General features: G+C 40.4%; 16 protein-coding genes and 1 tRNA gene. 4 read left to right on the top strand and 13 right to left on the bottom strand.

Annotated elements, in window-relative coordinates; genetic code table 11:
• Positions 1 to 6 precede the first annotated feature (6 nt).
• Positions 7 to 1,068 carry a nitronate monooxygenase gene (locus tag M1F17_RS01340; protein WP_318837189.1) on the bottom strand — a complete coding sequence of 354 codons (1,062 nt, stop codon included), beginning with the start codon at positions 1,066 to 1,068 and terminating at the stop codon, positions 7 to 9.
• Positions 1,069 to 1,277: 209 nt separating this feature from the next.
• Between M1F17_RS01340 and M1F17_RS01335 the strand changes: the two genes are divergently transcribed.
• Positions 1,278 to 2,276 carry a serine hydrolase domain-containing protein gene (locus M1F17_RS01335; RefSeq protein WP_318837188.1) on the top strand — a complete coding sequence of 333 codons (999 nt, stop codon included), beginning with the start codon at positions 1,278 to 1,280 and terminating at the stop codon, positions 2,274 to 2,276.
• Between the two features lie 66 nt (positions 2,277 to 2,342).
• Here M1F17_RS01335 and M1F17_RS01330 read toward each other — a convergent pair whose 3' ends face one another.
• The 11 genes from M1F17_RS01330 to glyQ form a co-directional block, all read right to left on the bottom strand.
• Positions 2,343 to 3,839 carry an insulinase family protein gene (locus tag M1F17_RS01330; RefSeq protein WP_036958594.1) on the bottom strand — a complete coding sequence of 499 codons (1,497 nt, stop codon included), beginning with the start codon at positions 3,837 to 3,839 and terminating at the stop codon, positions 2,343 to 2,345.
• A gap of 169 nt (positions 3,840 to 4,008) precedes the next feature.
• Positions 4,009 to 4,707, bottom strand: coding sequence for a HAMP domain-containing protein (locus M1F17_RS01325; protein WP_036958595.1), 699 nt, complete (start codon positions 4,705 to 4,707; stop codon positions 4,009 to 4,011).
• A gap of 193 nt (positions 4,708 to 4,900) precedes the next feature.
• The gene (gene dppF / locus M1F17_RS01320; RefSeq protein WP_004262626.1) at positions 4,901 to 5,905 is read right to left on the bottom strand and encodes a dipeptide ABC transporter ATP-binding subunit DppF; all 1,005 of its coding nucleotides are present in this window, start codon (positions 5,903 to 5,905) and stop codon (positions 4,901 to 4,903) included.
• The gene (dppD, locus tag M1F17_RS01315) at positions 5,902 to 6,882 is read right to left on the bottom strand and encodes a dipeptide ABC transporter ATP-binding protein (RefSeq protein ID WP_094960799.1); all 981 of its coding nucleotides are present in this window, start codon (positions 6,880 to 6,882) and stop codon (positions 5,902 to 5,904) included. Before dppD ends, dppF begins: the two co-directional genes overlap by 4 nt.
• Before the next feature lie 12 nt (positions 6,883 to 6,894).
• On the bottom strand, positions 6,895 to 7,797 hold the full coding sequence (gene dppC / locus M1F17_RS01310) for a dipeptide ABC transporter permease DppC (protein ID WP_144138760.1): 903 nt from the start codon (positions 7,795 to 7,797) through the stop codon (positions 6,895 to 6,897).
• Positions 7,798 to 7,807: 10 nt separating this feature from the next.
• Positions 7,808 to 8,827, bottom strand: coding sequence for a dipeptide ABC transporter permease DppB (gene dppB, locus M1F17_RS01305; protein ID WP_004262635.1), 1,020 nt, complete (start codon positions 8,825 to 8,827; stop codon positions 7,808 to 7,810).
• A gap of 168 nt (positions 8,828 to 8,995) precedes the next feature.
• Positions 8,996 to 10,603, bottom strand: a complete 1,608-nt coding sequence (gene dppA, locus M1F17_RS01300; protein ID WP_004262639.1) for a dipeptide ABC transporter periplasmic-binding protein DppA — start codon at positions 10,601 to 10,603, stop codon at positions 8,996 to 8,998.
• 619 nt (positions 10,604 to 11,222) lie between these two features.
• The gene (locus tag M1F17_RS01295) at positions 11,223 to 12,809 is read right to left on the bottom strand and encodes a ShlB/FhaC/HecB family hemolysin secretion/activation protein (RefSeq protein ID WP_144138757.1); all 1,587 of its coding nucleotides are present in this window, start codon (positions 12,807 to 12,809) and stop codon (positions 11,223 to 11,225) included.
• A 177-nt stretch (positions 12,810 to 12,986) separates the two neighbouring features.
• Positions 12,987 to 13,063, bottom strand: a tRNA-Pro gene (locus M1F17_RS01290).
• 220 nt (positions 13,064 to 13,283) lie between these two features.
• The gene (glyS, locus tag M1F17_RS01285; protein ID WP_164454867.1) at positions 13,284 to 15,353 is read right to left on the bottom strand and encodes a glycine--tRNA ligase subunit beta; all 2,070 of its coding nucleotides are present in this window, start codon (positions 15,351 to 15,353) and stop codon (positions 13,284 to 13,286) included.
• A gap of 9 nt (positions 15,354 to 15,362) precedes the next feature.
• A complete protein-coding gene (gene glyQ, locus M1F17_RS01280) occupies positions 15,363 to 16,271 on the bottom strand; it encodes a glycine--tRNA ligase subunit alpha (protein WP_004262647.1) in 909 nt (302 codons plus the stop codon).
• A 202-nt stretch (positions 16,272 to 16,473) separates the two neighbouring features.
• On the opposite strand from glyQ, the gene M1F17_RS01275 reads away from it, so the two are divergent.
• Both M1F17_RS01275 and M1F17_RS01270 read left to right on the top strand, forming a co-directional pair.
• Positions 16,474 to 17,037: a DNA-3-methyladenine glycosylase I gene (locus M1F17_RS01275; RefSeq protein ID WP_004262650.1), complete on the top strand. Its 564-nt coding sequence runs from the start codon at positions 16,474 to 16,476 to the stop codon at positions 17,035 to 17,037.
• 205 nt (positions 17,038 to 17,242) lie between these two features.
• Positions 17,243 to 18,499 carry a valine--pyruvate transaminase gene (locus M1F17_RS01270; protein WP_094960801.1) on the top strand — a complete coding sequence of 419 codons (1,257 nt, stop codon included), beginning with the start codon at positions 17,243 to 17,245 and terminating at the stop codon, positions 18,497 to 18,499.
• A gap of 331 nt (positions 18,500 to 18,830) precedes the next feature.
• Here the strand turns inward: M1F17_RS01270 and M1F17_RS01265 are convergent, their stop codons facing one another.
• Complete coding sequence (locus tag M1F17_RS01265) at positions 18,831 to 20,489, bottom strand: putative transporter (protein WP_136134095.1); 1,659 nt, start codon at positions 20,487 to 20,489, stop codon at positions 18,831 to 18,833.
• Positions 20,490 to 20,880: 391 nt separating this feature from the next.
• On the opposite strand from M1F17_RS01265, the gene M1F17_RS01260 reads away from it, so the two are divergent.
• Positions 20,881 to 21,195 (top strand): YceK/YidQ family lipoprotein, encoded by a 315-nt coding sequence (locus tag M1F17_RS01260; RefSeq protein WP_094960895.1) that lies wholly within the window; start codon positions 20,881 to 20,883, stop codon positions 21,193 to 21,195.
• Positions 21,196 to 21,447 lie beyond the last annotated feature (252 nt).

The raw sequence follows: 21,447 nt of genomic DNA, 5'->3' as shown, positions 1-21,447 counted from the left end.
TTAAAACTAGCGTTTCATTTCTTCTGCCAACGTTCTAACCAATAAAGACGCAGACATCTCACGAGCTTTCGCCACATTCTGCCCCGCCCAATATGCCGCAAACTCATCACTACCTAACTTCATTGCTGCTGCATTGAGCTGCTTACCAATATCATAAACCAATGGATAATCAGGTAATTGACTTGTCTCATAGCCGTTACCTGCTCGAATAAATTGATTAATAATCCCTCTCGCTGGGCGCCCTGAAATAGCAGAAGTTAGTTGAGTGTGATCCGCTGTTTGCAATTTGATCTTAGCTCGATAACCTGCATTCGCGGCAGATTCAGGGCAAAGTAAAAATGCTGTGCCTAATTGAGCGGCAGCAGCACCGCACTCTAAAGCCCTATTGATATCTTGCCCATCCATTATGCCACCCGCAGCAATCACAGGTAAATCAATATGTTGAGAGATTAACGTCACTAATTCATAAGTGGTGAGTTCTTCATCTAAAACTTGCAAATCAAACATGCCTCGATGCCCTCCCGCTTCAATACCTTGTGCAACAACAGCATCAATTCCAGCCAATTCAATTTGTTGTGCTTCTTGTAAATTCGTTGCCGTCGCCATGGTATAAATACCATGTTGTTTCAATTGCTGTACCACCTCGATGGATGGAATATTAAAATGAAAACTCACTACTGCAGGTTTTGTTTCAAGTAACATAGATAACATTTCTGAGTTATCTAAAAAAGTGTGATAAATTTCATTGAGATAGGTAGGAGGAGTCTCATTAAATTGAGCGAAATAAGGCGCTAAATACTGGCTCCATGCCAGTTCATTATCAGGATGACGTTTCGCAGGTAAATGGCAGAATAAATTGACATTGAATGCTTTACTTGTCAGTGCTTGTGTTTGAGTAATCAATTGGCGAGCTTGTTCTACTGAATTTGCACCTAGGCCTAGTGAGCCAAGCCCTCCAGCTTCTGAAACCGCAGCGGCTAGCGCCGGAGTAGAAACTCCCGCCATTGGGGCTTGTATGATGGGATAACGCAAACCTAACCGTTGTAGAAATATATTCAAGCTATTCATGTTATTTCCTTTACTTCAATGTCTGGGTACATTTTATGTTCTTATATTGAGGATAAACATAGCACCAAATTTATATAAAAAGAAAAAACACTGGCCATTGTGTCATCGCCATATTGTCACTTTAAGCGCATTTAAAGCGTACAGGGATCGTATAGATATGATTAAGATGCCATATATCCTCATCTTAATCATTCAATAATGAGATTATTATGACCACCTCTATTCAACAACTCGAAAATTTAACTTGTGGCATCGTCCTTTACTATCATAATCAAAGCAAAAATAGCGTGGGTGCCTTCTGTGCTAGAGGAATGGATATTGAAGGTAGGCCTCTTACTGTTGATACACCACTACGAATTGCCAGTAATACAAAGACATTTACCGCAGCTGCAATTTTACGTCTTGCTGAAATGGAAAAACTCAGTATTGATGATGCAATATCTGAATATATTGACCCTAAATATAATACGCTACTCAGTACCCAATGTAATACTCATGCTATCACTATCCGCCATTTACTGGAGCACAGTAGTGGCCTGCTAGACCATGCAGATGGAGACTATCTAAAAGCCGTTCTCAAACAACCTAACTATGTTTGGAGCCGAACAGAACAAATCGAAATGTACATGCGTAAACAATTTCCCACGTTTTCGCCTGCAAAATCCTTTATCTATTCAGATACGGGTTATATTTTGCTCGGTAATATTATTGAACGGATTACGGGGCAATCTCTTGGCCTAGCTGTTAGGGAACTTTTGCATTTCGATTCTATTGGTCTCGAGAGCGCCTATTGGGAGTCATTAGAACAACCGCCGCAAATCGCAGCACCACGGGCTCGTCAATATTTAGGTAAATTGGATGGAACACATATTCATGCTTCCATGGATACCTATGGCGGTGGGGGTTTAGTTATGTCATCGAAACAAATGGCTACCTTCCTAGAAGCCTTGTTTGAGGGGGATATTTTTTCATCACCGAACACGCTAAAGACGATGCTTAGTATGGGCTCTCACGAAGGTGCAGAACTTTACCGATTAGGCATTATGGTTAATGTGGTCAATGGTATCACCCTGTATTCCCATTTAGGCTTTTGGGGGTCTGCAGCCTATTACGCACCAGAAGCAAAAATCAGTGCGGCAGGATTTGTTGATGACAGAGAGTCGCGAGAGACTCTAATTCGCGTTATTGAATCGCTATTAAGCCAATAACATTAATGAAAAGGTAGCCACTGAATCATTCAATGACTATCTTTTCATATATCTATCTTTTCATGCTTATTGTGAGGTGTGGTTTTCTTCTGCTGGTGCAGCGGGAGCGGCTTCTGTTGGTACTGGCGCAGCAATTTGGGGCCATAACACCTTGGTAAATTTCTGGCGAATTTGTTCTGCATCCATCATTTGTTTATCTTTTGGCTGCGCTAATACAAACGCTGCCTCTTGAGATAATAACCGACGGGCTTCCATATTCACCTGTTCAAGGCTTTGTGACGCCAAGAAAGATTGCCTTAACCGCTGGTATTGTTCAGGAGCAATGTCAACCACCCCATTTTGTTGAGAAATCAAACGTTGGCTAATCAAAACATCAGTACTCGTACGCGCATAGGCTGCAAATAGTTGCGATAACTGCACTTGTTTTTCTTTAAGCATATCGTCAAATAGCTCAGCAGCAATACCATTTTGGTTAATCGATGCAAGCTCACTCGCAACAATATCCGTTACCGCTGCCATTTTTTCAGGTGCTGCTGTCACCGTTAACGTACAACTGGCTTTCTGATATTGCACACGACAATCTAACCCCGGAACAACTTCTCCTTGATTAAATTTTTGATTGAACGCTTTTTGCAAAGAACGATAAACCGCTTCACGTGCTAAATCGCTCGACCAATAACGCAGTAAAACATTTGAGTCTTTAATGGGGAGCCAATCAATATCCCAAATTAATGAAAGCGTATCCTGTGCAGGCTGTTCCTGTAAAATATCAATAGATTGTGGTTTTACCGCCGATAGTACTGCAACAGAAACAGGTTCAGAGCGCCTACCTTCTAATGATGAGAAAGTTTGTGAAATTGAATCAGATAACATTCGAGAATCAACATGGCCCGCTACATACAATGTCATGACGTCCGGTGTGTACCATTTTTGATAAAAAGAATTCACACTATCAAGAGCTACAACATCATTCGGTTTTTGGCCTGGGTCATACCCCATCATCGTTGACCCCTTTAAACGCGCTCGCCAAACGGGATCATTGGCATTTAAAGGAAGTGTTGCAACTGGGACATTTTGTGCTGTCAAACCATTATGTAGTGTCGTTTCTGTATACTCAGCTCCTGCAACAGAAGTTGCTAACCAGCTAAGTGCTTGCTTAATTAAGTCCGGGCGATTATTCGGTAAACTTAAGCTATAAATGGTGTAGTCATAAGAAACAACAGCGGGTGGAATTGGCATGTCAGGGTCTGTGGCCTGACGCCAGAAATCTTGTAATGTTGCTGTTGGAAATGCTTCAGTTTGATGAAGCAACGCCATTTTAGGAATGAGGTAACTGTACCCTTTTTCGCTCGCTTTTTCTGTTAATGAGCCTGTTTTAATTGCTAATCTAAGCTGGATACGATCATTAGGACGTTGCGGTGTTTGTAATAATTGCCAGCTAAAGCCATTTTCTAGCTTCCCTTGCTGCCATGCTGGATCAGGTTGTAAAGGCTCAGCTCCCGCTAAATGCGCGACTGAGAATAATACAACACCAATGATATACCGAACTTTCAAGCCCTGCATGTAAACCCCTATGTGTTTTATATCTTTATATTTAACCGCAAATAGCAACAGATAAATTAACGAAAAACGTGAACTTATCGGGTTAAACGATATAGTTTGGCTTTATTCCATTTTTCATTGTTACCACTATAACGATATTAGACCATAAAGCTGAGTTCATGTTCATGACTTAATCTGATTTTTGCTGTTTTCTTTGACGGTTATACCCTTTTGCAAGTAAACCGAGCTCATCGTCACGATGATATTCAGACACAACAATTTGATTAACTTCAGAATTTGTCTGTAATTCAATTGCAATTTTACGTAGCGGCCTTATTATCATACGACTGACACACCACGTCATTCCAATAGCAATAATGAGTACCAACAATAAATAAGTTGTTGTCATCAAAGCAAGGGTATTTAGCGCAAACCGATAAACACGGTTAGGATCCACTTGTAATGTTAAATACCCTTGAGGCTTCGCTTGCAACACAACATTTCCATACGCATACAATGGTACGGTCATTTCGACAGGGATCCCCACAAAATGGGTAACCCAATTGGGTATCGGCTTCGGCGTTGCAAAGCTTAGGTTCATTACCGTTGTGCCATCAACAGTAATAATCGCGTTTCCCATAATGCCTGATGTCTTTAAGCTTATCAGCAGCCGTTTAACTTCATTAAGGTCGGAGCTTAGGAGGGAATCTGTTAATGGTTTTTGAATTTGCACTACAGCGTTACTGAGCTGGTCTAAATAATCTTGCTTACGTTGTTCAACTAAGTAACTGAATTGAATAGCTAAAAAAAGCGCAAGTGATAGTAGCGTAATCATAAAGAATACGACCATACTTTTTAATGTTAGTGAGCGTTGGACTCGGGTATTCATTTGGCCACAACCTTTCTAATCAAGCAGCTTTTTAAAGAAAACGGAAACATCAGTCAGTATACTTGATTTTATCCGTAAAAGAGTAGCTTAAAAAGAAAGATTGGGTATTTAGGACAAACAGCATGTTAAAGCGGCTTAAAGTGGCACTAGAATAAAAGACGGCAGAAAGTTAGCCTTTCCACCGTTTCACTCCTTAACTCACGACAACCGTTTGTTTTTCATCTTCATCAACCGCAAAACACGCAACTAACTGTTGGTTATATTCCTTCAATGTTGGTTGAAATTGAGTACACTGACCAAATGCTCTACGGCAACGCGCTGCAAATGCGCACCCCGGTGGTGGGTTTAAAGGACTTGGTAACTCTCCCGTTAACTTAATACGTTCGCGCCGAGCGTCTGGGTTCAACCTTGGTGTCGCTGATAATAACGCTTGAGTATAAGGGTGAAGAGGGTTATTAAAAATCTGCTCTTTTGTTCCTTTCTCCACACAGCGGCCTAAATACATCACCATGACTTCATCAGCAATATGCTCTACCACCGATAAATCATGTGAAATAAAGACATAAGACAAACCTAAATCTTGCTGTAAATCCATCATCAGATTTAATACTTGAGCACGAACAGAAACATCCAGTGCGGAAACGGGTTCATCTGCAACCACAATGTCAGGGTCAAGCATTAAACCACGTGCTATCGCGATACGCTGGCGTTGACCACCAGAAAACATGTGAGGATATCGGCTATAGTGCTCTGTTTTTAAACCCACTTTAGCCATCATCGATAATACTTTTTCCTTGCGCTGCTCTTTCGACAGTGAAGTATTAATCAATAACGGCTCTTCCAAAATTTGCCCCACCTTTTTACGTGGATTCAAAGAGCCATAAGGGTTTTGAAACACAATTTGGATTTTTTGGCGACGCAGTTTCTCTGCAGACTTATCTTTTACTAACAAGTTTTGGTCTTGGTAATACAACTCGCCCTCAGAAGGTTGCTCAATCATGGTTAATAAACGACCTAATGTCGATTTACCACACCCCGACTCCCCAACCACGGCCAGTGTTTTACCTCGTTCTAGCTCAAAAGAGACTCCATCCAATGCTTTTAAGGTTTTTTCAGCAGCAAAAACCCCTCTTTTGACGGAATAATATTTTTTCAAATCCACCGCTTTGAGCAATGGAGTGTGTTGTTTATCACTCATAATGTTGGCCTCCCCATATCATCCAGCGGCATATGGCATTTGACTTGGCGATCACCAACGGTTTGTAACATTGGCTCTTCTTGACGGCATTTCTCCGTTGCATACGGACAACGTGGGTTCAATAAACACCCTACAGGCCTATCGTATTTTCCGGGGACCACACCAGGAAGTGAGGCTAAACGGGATTTATTCGTCGCAAATTCCGGCAAGGCACGTAATAGCGCTTGTGTATAAGGATGGCGAGGATGTTTAAAAATATCACTTGCTTTGGCGGACTCCACCACCTGCCCCGCATACATCACAATAATATGATGCGCAGCTTCTGCCACTAAAGCGAGGTCATGCGTGATAAGCACTAATGCCATATTTTCTTGCTGCTGCAATTCCAACAATAATTCAATAATTTGGGCTTGAATAGTGACATCTAATGCCGTTGTCGGCTCATCCGCAATCAATAATTTAGGCCGGCATGCTATTGCCATAGCAATCATCACACGCTGGCTCATTCCTCCTGACAATTGGTGAGGATACACATCTAAACGTGATTGTGGGTCAGGGATACCCACCATGTCTAACAGGTCAATTGCCCGTTGCTTACGCGTACTTTTGCTGCCGCCTTGGTGGACTTTCAATGCTTCCATAATCTGATAACCCACCGTAAAACATGGGTTTAAACTAGTCATCGGGTCTTGGAAAATCATCGCCACATCGGCTCCAACGATTTGCCGGCGCTCTTTTTCAGGGATTGACAATAAATCTCGTCCATCAAATTGCAATGAATTCGCCATCACTTTTCCCGGGTAATCAATTAACCCCATAATAGCCAGTGAACTCACTGATTTACCTGAACCAGATTCCCCTACAATACCAACGACTTGGCCTTTATCAACGCTATAGCTGATGCGGTCAACGGCGCGAAACGGTGCCTTTTCGTCTCCGAAATGAACCGAAAGTTGTTCTACATTTAACAATGCCATTTGGTTACCTCATCACTGCTTGAGTTTTGGATCAAATGCATCACGTAACCCATCACCCATTAGGTTAAACGCAAGCACCGTCAATAAAATTGCCAGTCCAGGGAAAGTCACAACCCACCATGCGCTTTGTGCAAATTGCAGCACATCAGACAGCATCGTTCCCCACTCAGGAGTTGGTGGCTGCGCGCCCATTCCGAGGAAACCCAAAGCAGCCATATCTAAAATGGCATTCGAAAAACCTAAAGAGGCTTGTACAATCAATGGTGCCAAACAGTTAGGTAAAATATTCACGAACATTTGGCGTACAGCCCCTGCACCCGCAACACGAGAAGCCGTCACATAGTCACGGTTGACTTCCACTAAAACAGCCGCTCGTGTTAATCGAATATAGTGAGGTAATGCAACAAACGTCAAAGCAATCGAGGCATTAACAATCGAAGGTCCAAAAATGGCGACCAGTACCAAAGCTAATAACAAACTTGGCAATGCCAACATGATATCGACAACTCGCATAATTAATGCGTCAACGACACCACCAAAATAGCCAGCGATCACACCAATAGTGACCCCCATGATTAACGACAGCACAACCACTAAACAACCAACTAGCAGTGACAGTCGGGCGCCATACATTAAACGAGAGAGTAAATCACGCCCAACATCATCAGTGCCTAAAATAAAATGCCAACTTCCCCCATCTTCCCAAACTGGCGGAGCAAGTAAGAAATCACGAAATTGTTCATCTGGAGCATGTGGAGCTAATATACCTGCAAAAATCGCAATCAGTACCATCAGGATAATGTAGAACATCCCGACAACTGCCCCTTTATTACGTTTAAAATAATGCCAAAATTCTTGTAATGGTGTCATCGGCTGTGGGGCGCTGACAACGGTTGGCTCAGTAGATTGAGACATTTAGCGCTCCTTATTTCTTATGACGAATACGTGGGTTTACAATGCCATACAGCACGTCGACCACTAAGTTTACGAAGATAATCAGTGTAGCAACCAGCAGAACTCCCCCTTGTACCACAGGGTAATCACGACGCTGTAGCCCTTCGATTAACCAGCGCCCTAACCCAGGCCATGAGAAAATAGTTTCTGTCAAGATAGCCCCTGCTAACATCACCCCAACCTGCAAGCCAATTACCGTAACAACGGGTAATAATGCATTGCGTAGTGCGTGAATTAAAATTACGCGAGCGCGGCCAAGACCTTTAGCACGTGCAGTACGAATATAATCCTCTCCCAATACTTCCAACATTGACGAGCGAGTCATACGCACAATAACGGCTAATGGGATCGTACCCAAGACAATGGAAGGCAATATCAAGTGCTCTACCGCATCAATAAAATCGCCATCTTCACCCCAAATTAGGGTATCAATTAGCATAAAACCGGTCAGAGGCTGGGAATCATCAAGAAAAACAGTGTCACTCACTCGTCCTGCAACAGGGGTGAGGTCTAATTGCACCGACACTAACATGATGAGCATGATCCCCCACCAGAAGATAGGCATTGAGTAGCCTGTTAAAGAAAGGCCAATCGCAGTATGGTCAAAGATTGAACCACGTTTTACTGCGGCTAAAACCCCAACTGGGATCCCTACAGAAATTGCAAAAATCATGGCACAAGTTGCCAATTCCACTGTCGCTAAAAAACGGGGCAAAAACTCTTCCCATACACCGATGCGACTTTTTAAGGAAATCCCTAAATCACCATGAAATATCCCATTGATATAATGAAGATATTGTTTCCAAAGTGGCTGATCAAGCCCTAACTCTGCCATTAAATAAGCATGCCTTTCAGGGGATAGTCCCCTTTCACCGGCCATGATCATCACCGGGTCGCCTGGGATCATGTGGACAAAGGCAAAAGTCAATAATGTAATACCGATAAACGTGGGGATCACAAGCCCCAATCGTCGGAGGATAAATTGCAACATATCCTGAATCTCTTTAATAATGCCGTTGACGGCTCTTAGTCCGTTTGGCTACTCAGAAAATTGCTTTTCCGGGTGCTCACAAACAACTTAACTTCTCTGCTTCTTCTAGAGAAGAAAACGCCCTCCGCTCTAAACCAGCAACGAAGGGGATAGACAGATTAGATACGATTACTTCTCAATATCGACGTTTTCGAAGTGGTGCTTGCCTAATGGGTCAACCACATAGCCTTTGACTTCTTTACGTACGGGTTCAAACACTGTAGAGTGCGCGATAATCAGGGCTGGCGCCTGCTCATTCATCACAACTTGCGCTTGTTTGTACAGTTCGACTCGCTTGTCGTGATCTGCTGTTTGGCGCGCTGGTTGGATCAAGTTCTCAAAGCTTTCATTACACCATTTTGAGTAATTAGAACCTTGCTCTTTTGCTGCACAGCTAAACAAGGTTGCAAAGAAGTTATCAGGGTCCCCATTGTCACCCGTCCAACCCATCATTACTGTTTGTGGCTCACCATCTTTCGCACGTTTGAGGTACTCTCCCCATTCGTAGCTAACAACTTTTGATTTAACGCCAACTTTTGCCCAGTCTGCTTGGATCATTTCCGCCATACGGCGTGCATTTGGGTTATATGGTCGTTGAACAGGCATAGCCCACAGGTCAATTTCAAAACCATTCGGGAAACCCGCTTCTGCTAATAAGGCTTTGGCTTTTTCAGGATTATATTCGTAATCGTTTACCGCATCGTTATAGCCCCACATTGTCGGTGGGATAAGGTTTTTCGCTTTTTGGCCTGCACCTTGATAAACCGCTTCGATAATTGCATCTTTGTTCACCGCCATAGACAGTGCTTGGCGAACCTTTTGATTATCTAATGGTTTTTTCTCAACATTATAAGAGAGATAGCCGACGTTTAGGCCTGGTTGCTCCATTAATGTAATGTCTTTATCTTGCTTCATGCGCTCTAAATCAGCCGGATTTGGATATGGCATGACTTGGCATTCATTTTTTTGCAGTTTTGCATAACGAACGGAAGCATCTGGTGTGATAGAGAAGACTAAACGGTCAAGTTTAGGTTTTGTACCCCAATATTGGTCATTGGCTTTATAAAGAATACGAGAGTCTTTTTGGTATTGTTGCAGAACAAATGGGCCCGTTCCAATTGGGTTTAAGTCCACTTTCTCTGGCGTACCCGCTTTCAACATCTGGTCTGCATATTCAGCAGAAAGAATCGATGCAAAGTCCATTGCCATATCAGCTAAGAATGGTGATTCTGGGCGAGTTAATGTGATTTTTACTGTGTTATCATCGACTTTTTCAACTTTATCGATAATTTTATCCATATCCATTCCCATAAAGTATTCGTAGCTACCGCCTGAAACTTTATGATATGGGTGATTTGCATCTTTTTGGCGCATAAATGTATAAATCACATCATCTGCGTTAAGATCACGGGTCGGTTTAAATTCTTTGTTAGAGTGCCATTTGACACCCTTACGTAGATGGAAAGTGTACTCTTTACCATCATCACTCACTTCCCAGCTTTCCGCTAAACCCGGTTCAATTTCCGTTGTTCCTAATTTGAATTCAACTAAACGGTTATACAGCGGGATAGAGCTTGCATCATAGGTTGTTCCTGATGTGAACAACTGTGGGTTAAAGCCTTCTGGAGAACCTTCAGAACAGTAAACTAACGTTTTTGCCTGTACTGTTGCTGATACTGCTAATGCTGCCAATGTAAGTCCTACAGTCAGTAGACCTGTCTTTTTAATAGAGCGCATCTGTATGCTCCTATGGTGTTCATGTTGTTTTGCTTGATGTCTAGATCCGTCATAAAAGCGACAGATGTAGTATCTGTATTTTTTGTTATTCATTGTGCAATTAATCAACTGTCACTCACTTCGTCAATAGCCACATTTACGCTCCGCCCACAATTCATGTAACATATTAGAAACAATTAGCATTGCAATTTAGCTTAAAATTTCATAATGAAGTGCAAGATGCAGGTGTTATAACCATATAATTAGTAGTGAATAGGGTTTTATATCGAGGTTATTTATTTTTATATTTGTGATTAAGTGCTGAATTACTGAACGAATATAGTGCTTTTGTTGGCATGATACGAAATAAAACACTAGAGAGAATCGATGTGGAAATTATTTTAGTATGTAATTATTTAGTTTGTTTTTTATGCAAATAAAAAACATTCAACTGCTTTCACTAAACATAATTTTAACCAATTGATAACTTAAAGAATAAAATAATACTGGCTGTAGTTTGTATTCTTATTTTCCAAAGTACAGAATATGCTTTAATACTGATGATAAAAACTACAATTGCCTAATATTACCTAGGTCATTTTAAATAGATACAATCACCAGCTTTAACCCTATGATTTAATTAATAATGAAATTTCATTTGAAGGCTCGAACTCATTGAATTTACCAGTAGTCGGTCAGTTTGCCAAACTGGCGCTTCTACAAATAAATGATATGACAAACTCCCAATTTGGCCTTTAGCTCCGACTCTCCCTCCCAGCAATAGGTTTTCTTTCCAAAATGTGGCTCTATCATTTGATGTTGTTCCTAAACCTAACGAGGTATATAAAGCCATTTGCGGCCATGGGCTCTGCCAGACCACCTCGTTTTGTAGCTTTAAGCTATTATCCCCCATTTCAAGGTGCTCAGCTCCACCGATAAAACCACTAACACCTCCAAATCCAGTAAGTGATCCTTGGTCTAATAAAACATCTAGCTTGTCACGACTTAATTGCATATCAAATTGGCTTTGATATTGAAAAGGGGAGGCTTCCTTCATTGCTGAAGCCGAAATCTGTAAAACCTGTGGCTTATTTAAACCCGTAATTTGCTGTACATTGGTACCAAACCAGTTAGTTCCTTGTTTATACGTTAATGTAACTAAAGCACTTCCCCGTAAAAAATTGACCTGATGAGTTAACCCACCAATGATGTAATGAGCCAAGCGTTGTTGTGTTCGTAAGTGTAGGTCAGCCAAAAACGTGTCACTTTTTTGGCTTTCAGACCCTAGACTTAATGAAGTTACCGTTTTTTCTGTTCGCTTTAATAAATATTCGGCTTGTAGTAATAAGAAGCCATTATGTTGCTGTAGTGGTAAAGCGGCATCATTACTGGTAATAACTGTTTTATTTTCCTGATACCCACTAAATATTGAAAACAACCAATATTGATAAGGGAGAGAGTAAAACAATATTGCTGATTTAATTTCAGTTTCTTCTGTGTTGCTAAATTGACGGCTGATTTCTGAATATAAAAAATCACTTCGTAAAAAAGGATTGGCGACCATAAAAGTATGGCCAACAGTGCTACCGACTTGCCGAGAAATTGAGTGTGATTCAAAAGAAAGCGCACCTTGGAATTCGCGTCGGTGCTGGCCTACCACGACAATTTGAGTAGCATTCCCATAGGTATCATCAGGAATTAGTTTGATATGGAAAGGAAGTAAAGATGTATTTTGCAAATTGTACAAGCCTTGTTCAATTTGCCGTAAATTAAGCGTATCACCTAACTGGAAAGGAAATATGTGTGGTAGTAATTTATCTTCTGACTGCTCATTTTGATAAACCACAGAAGAAACCGTTCCTGCTATTATTTTTGCTTGCAAAATACCAAACAGAAAAGTTTGCTCAGGGTAATACAAGTAAGAGGTCAGATAGCCTGCATGAATTAACTTCGCCGTAATATCATCTGCATAGTTGAGTAAGCCTTGTTCATCAATACATTGGCCCTCTATCTTTTGCCGCCATTTATTGACTTGGCTAACAGCTATTTCCTTAATCTGCTCAAGCCCAATGAAATGTACTTGGTTTATCATAATACAAGTAGATGGCATCTCAACAATACCATTTGGAGGCGCTATAGGCGCGCTATAAGCTTTAAAGCCAATAACGGTATAAAGACTTAATAAGAAGAAACAAAGATGTATCGATAAAACGTTATTAACTTTCATTAACGAGTCCTTGTAATGAAAAAGCGTTTTTACCTAAAACAACATGAGTGAATCAGCTTATATATCAACAGAGATAGGTTATTGAGTGCAAGCCAAGTTAGTCTGAAATAGTTGGGGTGAAAAATAGGAAGGTATATAAACGAAAAAACCCACCTCAATGAGGTGGGTTCTAAAATTTGGTCGGCGAGAGAGGATTCGAACCTCCGACCCACTGGTCCCAAACCAGTTGCGCTACCAAGCTGCGCTACTCGCCGAAAACGGTGTGAATAATACTGCCAAGAACGGAGATCGTCAACCCATTTTTCGCCAATTCTGTTCGTTTGCTGATAAAACCACCAAAACAGTAAGGCTTATATGCAAATTACCTTATTTTAAGTAAAAAATAAGCACTAGAATATTTTAGTGCTTATTTATCAAACAGGTTAGCGTTTATAAAAATAACGTTAACTACAAGCTAATAACCTATTTTTAAGGCTATTGAAGCAAAGAAATATCCGCTACTTTTAAGAACAACTCACGTAATTGGCTTAATAGCGTCAAACGATTAATACGAACCGCTTGGTCTTCATCCATTACCATAACATTTGCAAAGAATTCATCTACGATATCGCGTAAAGAAGCTAATTCAACTAAAGCCTCTTGATAATTCCTTTCTGCAAACATTGGCGCAAGTTTATCTTGCAATACCACAACATGGGTCGCAAGTTTGACTTCTTCAGGTGTTTTTAGAACAGAAGCTAAAACGTTATCAGCCAATTTTTCTTCTGATTTGCTCAGAATATTGGAAACACGTTTATTTGCCGCTGCAAGTGCCTGCGCCTCTTCTAATGAACGGAAGTGAGTAACAGCTTTCACTCGTGCATCAAAGTCAGCAGGTTGTGTTGGATGACGAGCTAATACCGCTTGGATGGTATCAATACTATAGCCTAATTCTTGATACCAAGAACGGAAACGACCAAGCATGAACTCGACAACGTCATTAACCACATTTTTATTGGTTAATTTATCACCGTATAAACGAGCTGCTTCTTCTGTCATTTCAACAAGATCAAGCTGGTAGCCTTTTTCTACGATGATGCGTAAGACACCTAATGCAGCACGGCGCAAAGCGAATGGGTCTTTATCGCCTTTAGGATGTTGGCCAATACCAAAAATACCAGCAAGCGTATCCATTTTTTCAGCCAATGCTAATGCGGCTGAAACATCAGTCGATGGAAGTGCATCTCCAGAAAAACGCGGTTGGTACTGCTCTTTTAAAGCTAATGCAACGTCTTCTGACTCACCATCATGGCGTGCATAATGCATTCCCATAACGCCTTGAGTGTCTGTGAATTCAAACACCATATTAGTCATTAAGTCACATTTTGCTAATAAACCAGCTCGTGTCGCATGGTTTACATCTGCACCAATTTTGTTTGCAATCCAGCCAGCTAATGCTTCTAAACGGTCAGTTTTATCACGCAGTGTACCTAATTGTTTTTGGAACAATACAGTTTCTAAGCGTGGTAAGTTATCTTCCAAACGTTGTTTACGGTCAGTTTTAAAGAAAAATTCGGCATCGGCTAAACGCGGACGTACAACTTTTTCGTTACCTGAAATAATTTGCTGAGGGTCAGAAGACTCAATATTTGCCACAAAGATAAAATTAGGCATTAACTTGCCCGTCTTATCATAAACTGGGAAATATTTTTGGTCCCCTTTCATGGTATAAACTAGCGCTTCTGAAGGAACATCTAAGAATTTCTCTTCAAATTTAGCTGTTAAAACGACCGGCCATTCAACCAATGAAGTCACTTCTTCAAGCAAACTATCTGTTAAGTCAGCTTGGCCACCAAGAGCCTGAGCCGCTTTTTCCGCATCGGCTTTAATAACCGCTTTACGTTCTGCGTAATCTGCCATGACTTTACCGCGTTCACGTAAAATGGCTGGATATTGTTCCGCATTATCAATAGTAAATTCAGATTCACCCATGAAACGGTGACCACGAATTGTGCGCCCGCTCTTAATCCCTAAAATTTCGCCATCAATAACATCACTACCCAGTAACAATGTTACCGTGTGCACAGGGCGAACAAATTGTGTGTCCTTATCTGCCCAACGCATTAATTTAGGTATAGGTAATTTGGCCAATGCACAGCTAACCATATCAGCCAGTAATTCACTGACTGCCTGCCCTTTCATTTGGGCACGATAGAGTAGCCACTCGCCTTTATCCGTGGTCAAACGCTCAGCTTGATCAACGGTAATACCACACCCGCGAGCCCAGCCTTCAGCGGCTTTAGTTGGTTGGTCATCTGGACCGAATGCTTGAGAGATAGCAGGGCCGCGTTTTTCAATTTCACGGTCTGGCTGTGAAGCCGCTAAATCAGCGACTTTAAGTGCTAACCGGCGAGGAGCAGCAAACCACGTTACTGCACCATGAGCAATATCTGCCCCATCAAGTTCAGCCGTAAAATTTGCAGCAAATGATTCAGCTAATGAACGAAGAGCCTTCGGCGGTAACTCTTCGGTGCCGATTTCCACAAGGAAAGTCTGTTGAGTCATGACAGCCTCTTAGTTCTTATGACACATAGGGAATCCAAGCGCTTCACGAGAAGCATAATACGCTTCTGCAACCCCTTTGGTTAGGGTACGAATACGTAAGATATAGCGCTGGCGTTCAGTAACAGAAATGGCTTTACGTGCATCGAGTAAGTTGAAAGTATGAGCCGCTTTCAAGATACGTTCGTATGCAGGTAGTGGAAGTGGCGTTTCCAAAGCCAGCAAGTGTTGAGCTTCTTTTTCGTACTCTTCAAAGCATTTGAAAAGAAAATCAACATTTGCGTATTCAAAGTTATAGGTTGATTGCTCAACTTCGTTTTGATGATAGATATCACCATAGGTAGTTTTACCCAATGGGCCATCACACCAAACAAGGTCATACACGCTGTCCACGCCTTGGATATACATCGCTAAGCGCTCTAAACCGTATGTAATTTCACCTGTTACTGGTTTACACTCAAGACCACCGACCTGCTGGAAGTAAGTGAACTGAGTAACTTCCATCCCATTAAGCCACACTTCCCAGCCTAATCCCCAGGCACCTAATGTTGGGTTTTCCCAGTTATCTTCAACAAAACGAATGTCGTGAACTGTTGGGTCAACACCTAATTCTTTTAAAGAACCAAGGTATAACTCTTGGATATTGTCTGGTGATGGTTTGATGATCACCTGAAACTGGTAATAGTGTTGTAGACGGTTTGGGTTTTCACCATAGCGGCCATCAGTTGGTCGACGAGATGGTTGAACATAAGCCGCTGCAATAGGCTCAGGGCCTAATGCGCGCAAACACGTCATTGGGTGAGAAGTTCCAGCGCCGACTTCCATGTCCAATGGTTGAACAATGGTACAGCCTTGACGCGCCCAGTAGTCCTGTAATGTCAGGATAAGACCTTGAAAGGTTTTGGTATCAAACTTTTGCATGTTAGATCCGCACGCGATACGTAAAATTTAATGAAAGTACGCCAGTATACCCTTTGACCGCAAGATATACAGCATTGAATATGTCTGTATTTATTCTAAAAATAAAAAAAAATACTTTCACCCCTTTTAAGCTGGTTATTTATACAGTATAAATGATTTGTTTTTTGAGGCAAACCAATTACCATTGTAAAAAGGATGAAAAATGGATACCGCACTAACACGTTGCCATTGGGTCAATCAAGATCCTGAATATATCGCTTATCACGACCATGAATGGGGTAAACCCACTTATGATAACTTAACATTATTTGAAATGATCTGCCTTGAAGGCCAACAAGCCGGGCTCTCTTGGTACACCATTTTAAAAAAACGCCAAGGATATCGTGATCTATTTCATCATTTCGACCCTGAAAAAATTGCATCAATGAATGAAGACGATATTGAGCGACTCATGCAAGATACTCGGATCATCCGTAATCGATTAAAAATTAATGCAATTATTGCAAATGCAAAAGCTTATTTAGCCATGAAAGAAAATGGTGAAGACTTCTCCACTTTTATTTGGCAATTTGTTAATGGCCAACCCATTATCAACGGTTGGGAGCTCTCATCACAAGTTCCTGCGGAAACAGAACTTTCTAAGCTTCTCTCCAAAGCGCTCAAAAAACGTGGGTTTAAATTTGTCGGCTCAATTACTTGCTACGCCTTTATGCAAGCAACTGGCATGATAAATGACCATTTAGTGAATTGTTGCCAATTTAAATAAATTAGTTTTTATCGGTGTAACTCATCGAGTAAAAAGAAAAATAAACCACCAAAGCATTAACATTGCAACATTTTAGACTGTTAAATATATCCATCTTAATATTTTATCTTAATAAAAGATAGAAATTGGTGGTTGAACTCTGAGGTGCAGCGGAGTATGTTTTAAATTCCATTAACAATCTAATAAATATATGTGAATAAATGCGATGATATTTTCTAAATTTGGCAATAAATTTGCTAAAAATTCAGGTATTTCATTATTAATGAAAGACTTGAATGAAGGCATAAGAACCCCTGGCTCCATTATGTTAGGGGGAGGAAATCCTGCTCATATCCCTGAAATGGATAAGTATTTCCAAGATCTGTTAGCTGAGATGTGTGCTAATGGCCAATTGACGGACACTTTATGTAATTATGATGGTCCTCAAGGTAAAGATGCCATGTTGAAAGCGCTTGCAGCAACGCTAAAAGCAAAACTAGGTTGGAATATTAGCGCGAAAAATATTGCCCTATCTAACGGCAGCCAGAGTGCTTTTTTCTATCTATTTAACTTGCTAGCCGGTCGCTTTGAAGATGGTATCACCCGTAAAGTGCTATTTCCTCTTGCCCCTGAATATGTCGGTTATGCAGACTCAGGTCTTGATGATGGCTTATTCGTCGCGAATAAGCCACAAATAGAATTTTTACCTAATGGTCAATTTAAATACCGAGTCGACTTCAACACATTAGAGGTTACTGATGATATTGGGGTGATTTGTGTGTCTCGCCCAACAAATCCGACTGGTAATGTCATTACTGATGAAGAAGTTGAGCATTTAGACCAACTAGCTAAACAACATAATATTCCACTACTAATAGATAATGCTTATGGTGTTCCTTTCCCTGGCATTATTTTCAGCGAAGCTACGCCATTTTGGAACGAAAATGTCATTCTTTGTATGAGTTTATCTAAACTTGGTTTACCAGGAACTCGATGCGGCATTATCATCGCTAACGAAGAAATCATTGAAGCTGTTAGTAATATGAATGGCATCATCAGCCTTGCTCCTGGTGGCATAGGCCCTGCGCTTGCCTTAGAAATGCTTAAAAAAGATGACCTTATCTCGTTATCTAAAAATGTAATTGGTCCTTTTTATAAGCAGCGTGTAGAAGAAGCCATCGAAATTATTCGCCGCTATATCCCAGAAGATAAGTGTTTAATTCATAAGCCAGAAGGTGCCATTTTCCTCTGGTTATGGTTTAAAGACCTACCAATTAATTGCTTAGAATTATACCAACGCTTAAAAAAACGTGGTGTATTGATGGTTCCCGGCCATTACTTCTTCCCTGGTATTGAACAGGATTGGCCACATGCGCATCAATGTATGCGTATGAACTATGTCCCTGAGCCAGAAAAAATTGAACAAGGGATCAAGATATTAGCTGAAGAGCTTGAAAAAGCTTATCAAGAAGTGACCTGCTAGTTGTGAAACGACAAGGTACTTTTAGCCCTGTTATTGCAATATTTAGGTAAAAAAAAAGCCCTTTCATATAGAAGGGGCTAAAAATTAGCGAGAACTCCGTAATTGAAATCAAATTAATTTTTCAATACGAATATCATTCAAAACTATTAGAACATCTTTTCTATTTGGTTATTGCTTAAACAAAAGCACTTTTTGCCCCTATATATCGTGATACCTTTCATTACTGCCTTATACATCAAACATCAAAATCCAAATATCATATTGAAAAAGCTATAATTTTAGAAATTTCAATAGAATTTCTGCTATTCATCGGTTTAACAATCACATCTAGCTAAACCGCCCAAAATAAAATAGCCAGCAATTGTGGAGAAATAATTCTTAAAAACATCGCTAATGGATAAACCGTTGCATAAGACAATGCCGGAGCACCGCTGGCCGCATGAATATTATTTGCAAAAGCCAGTGCAGGAGGGTCTGTCATAGAGCCCGCTAGCACCCCACAAAGGCTCAAATAGTTCATTTTGCCAAAAATTCGAGCTACAACACCTGTAATAAATAGTGGTACAAACGTAATCAATAGCCCATAACCAATCCACGTTAGCCCATCACCTTTAATTAAAGTATCAATGAAGCCACCACCAGAATTGAGCCCAACAACAGCGAGGAACATGACGATTCCCAGTTCTCTCAGCGCTAAGTTTGCACTCGGAGGCATAAACCAATATAAACGCCCTATAGTCCCTATACGACCGAGAATTAGAGCAACAACCAGTGGCCCTCCCGCTAATCCTAGTTTCAGTGCGGCAGGAAAACCAGGAACAAAAACGGGTATTGACCCCAGCACAACTCCAAGCCCTATCCCGAGGAATACAGGTAACATTTGAACTTGCTGTAGTTTCTGTTTCGCATTACCTAACAAAGCGGTGACGGCTTCGATTGACTCAGGACGTCCAACAATATTTAAAATATCACCAAATTGTAAAACCGAATTGTTATTAGCAACTAAATCAATACCAGTACGGTTTAATCGTGTCACAACAACATCATATTTTTGTTTTAAGTTTAAGTCTTTCAGCCTTTTACTTAGTACAGCATCATTCGTCACCACCACACGAACGGAATGCAAAATAGAGCTTGATGTCGACAAGGATACGTCAACTTCCTCACCTAATATTAAACGAACTCTATTTAAATCATCTTTTAAACCAACAACGTGCAATAAGTCACCTAAATGAATTTCTGTGGTAGGCTGAGGAACAACCAGCATGTCCCCACGTTTTAATCTTGAGCAAACAATAGCTTCACTACCAAGCAGTGGGATGTCTTGCATCATTAAGCCATCAAGATTGGCGTTACGAATGGCAATGTTCATAGTCTGCAGAGAGTCGCGCTGTTGAAAAGTAGAACTATTAAATGCAGAAGCTTCTTTCTCTACTGAAATTCTAAAGATAATGCGTACTAACCACATCACCAATAAGATGCCACAAATCCCCATAGGGTAAGCCATGGCATAACCCATCCCCATCTGGCCAACAAGATTAGGGTCAGATCCTAAGTCAGTTAAAATTTGCTGACCAGCACCTAAAGATGGCGTATTCGTTACCGCCCCTGAGAAAATACCTAAGATAATCGGTAATGGAATATTCGCGACTTTATATATGATTGCTGTTACCACCGCGCCTAAGACAACGACCATCAACGCAAAGCCGTTTAGTTTCAGCCCAGAAACGCGTAGAGAAGAGAAAAAACCAGGCCCAACCTGAATACCTATTGTGTATACAAACAGTATCAAGCCAAATTCTTGAATAAAATGCAGCATGTCTTTATTAAGTTGCAAGCCATAACTTTGGGCGAAGTGTCCAACAATGATCCCCCCAAATAGAACACCACCAATCCCTAGCCCAACGCTCCGGATCTTCCAATTTCCAATCCATAGCCCTAAAGCAGCAGCTAACGCCAACAAACTTACAGTAAGAGCTAATTCACTCATAGACCGCATCCTTTTGACGACAAGTTACCCGTTAAACACACCCAAATAGGTGATAAAACATACTACTGAATCGATTATGCCAAATAGCATAAGGGTAATATGTGCCATAGAGCACAGTTCAGAAGGAATAAATGATCTATTTTTTTAGAATTTTCAACCTGATAACAAATATAAAATAGTATGTCTTTATTTCTTAACGTTATTTATCATTCATCGAAATAGCTACCTAAGACAAACATTTTTAGTTAATAGCTACAAGTAAACTATTAACTAAAAAAATACATACGGTTAAATAAAATAATAATACGACACCATTATTGTGAATTTCTTGTTTTTAGTTATTATAAGTAAATATTGGGGACGACAAACTAAATACAGGTTAACAATGTCTATGCCGAGTTTAATTTCAATACGATTATATTTTCTTATCGCACCTCTTATTTTGAGTGGTTGCTCCAGTATTATGACTCATGCAGGCCCATCAGAAGGTTATTACCCTGGTTCGAAAAACAGTATTAAAATGATTAAAGATGATGAGACCGGCTGGGTTGTTAAACCTTTACTTGCTATTGATTTACCCTTTTCTGTTGTTATGGATACTCTTTTAATTCCTTTAGATTACGCAAAATCGGGTAATGATGATAAAGCAGACTCACCCAAAAAACGCATAGAAGAACTTGAAAAGAAAGATAAAACTAAAAAGTAATTCAGGCTCAATCAAACGTTTGTAATTAAAATTTCACTGTGTATTAACTGTATTTATGAATACATTATTTTTTAATCTAAGATCTGACCAATCATTTATATAATATCTGTTTAATTATTATCTTATTATGATAACCATCTCCTTAACTTAAATATTCTATTCTGTTTATAAGTATTTTTGCACTCATTACATGAATAATTAACAATTAAATTTTTTAAATGCTAATCAGAGAAAAATAAAAACAGTCACAGA

It is taken from the genome of Providencia sp. PROV073 (assembly GCF_033688125.1).
In the GTDB taxonomy this organism is placed as follows: domain Bacteria; phylum Pseudomonadota; class Gammaproteobacteria; order Enterobacterales; family Enterobacteriaceae; genus Providencia; species Providencia hangzhouensis.
This window is presented reverse-complemented; position numbering and strand designations above follow the sequence as displayed.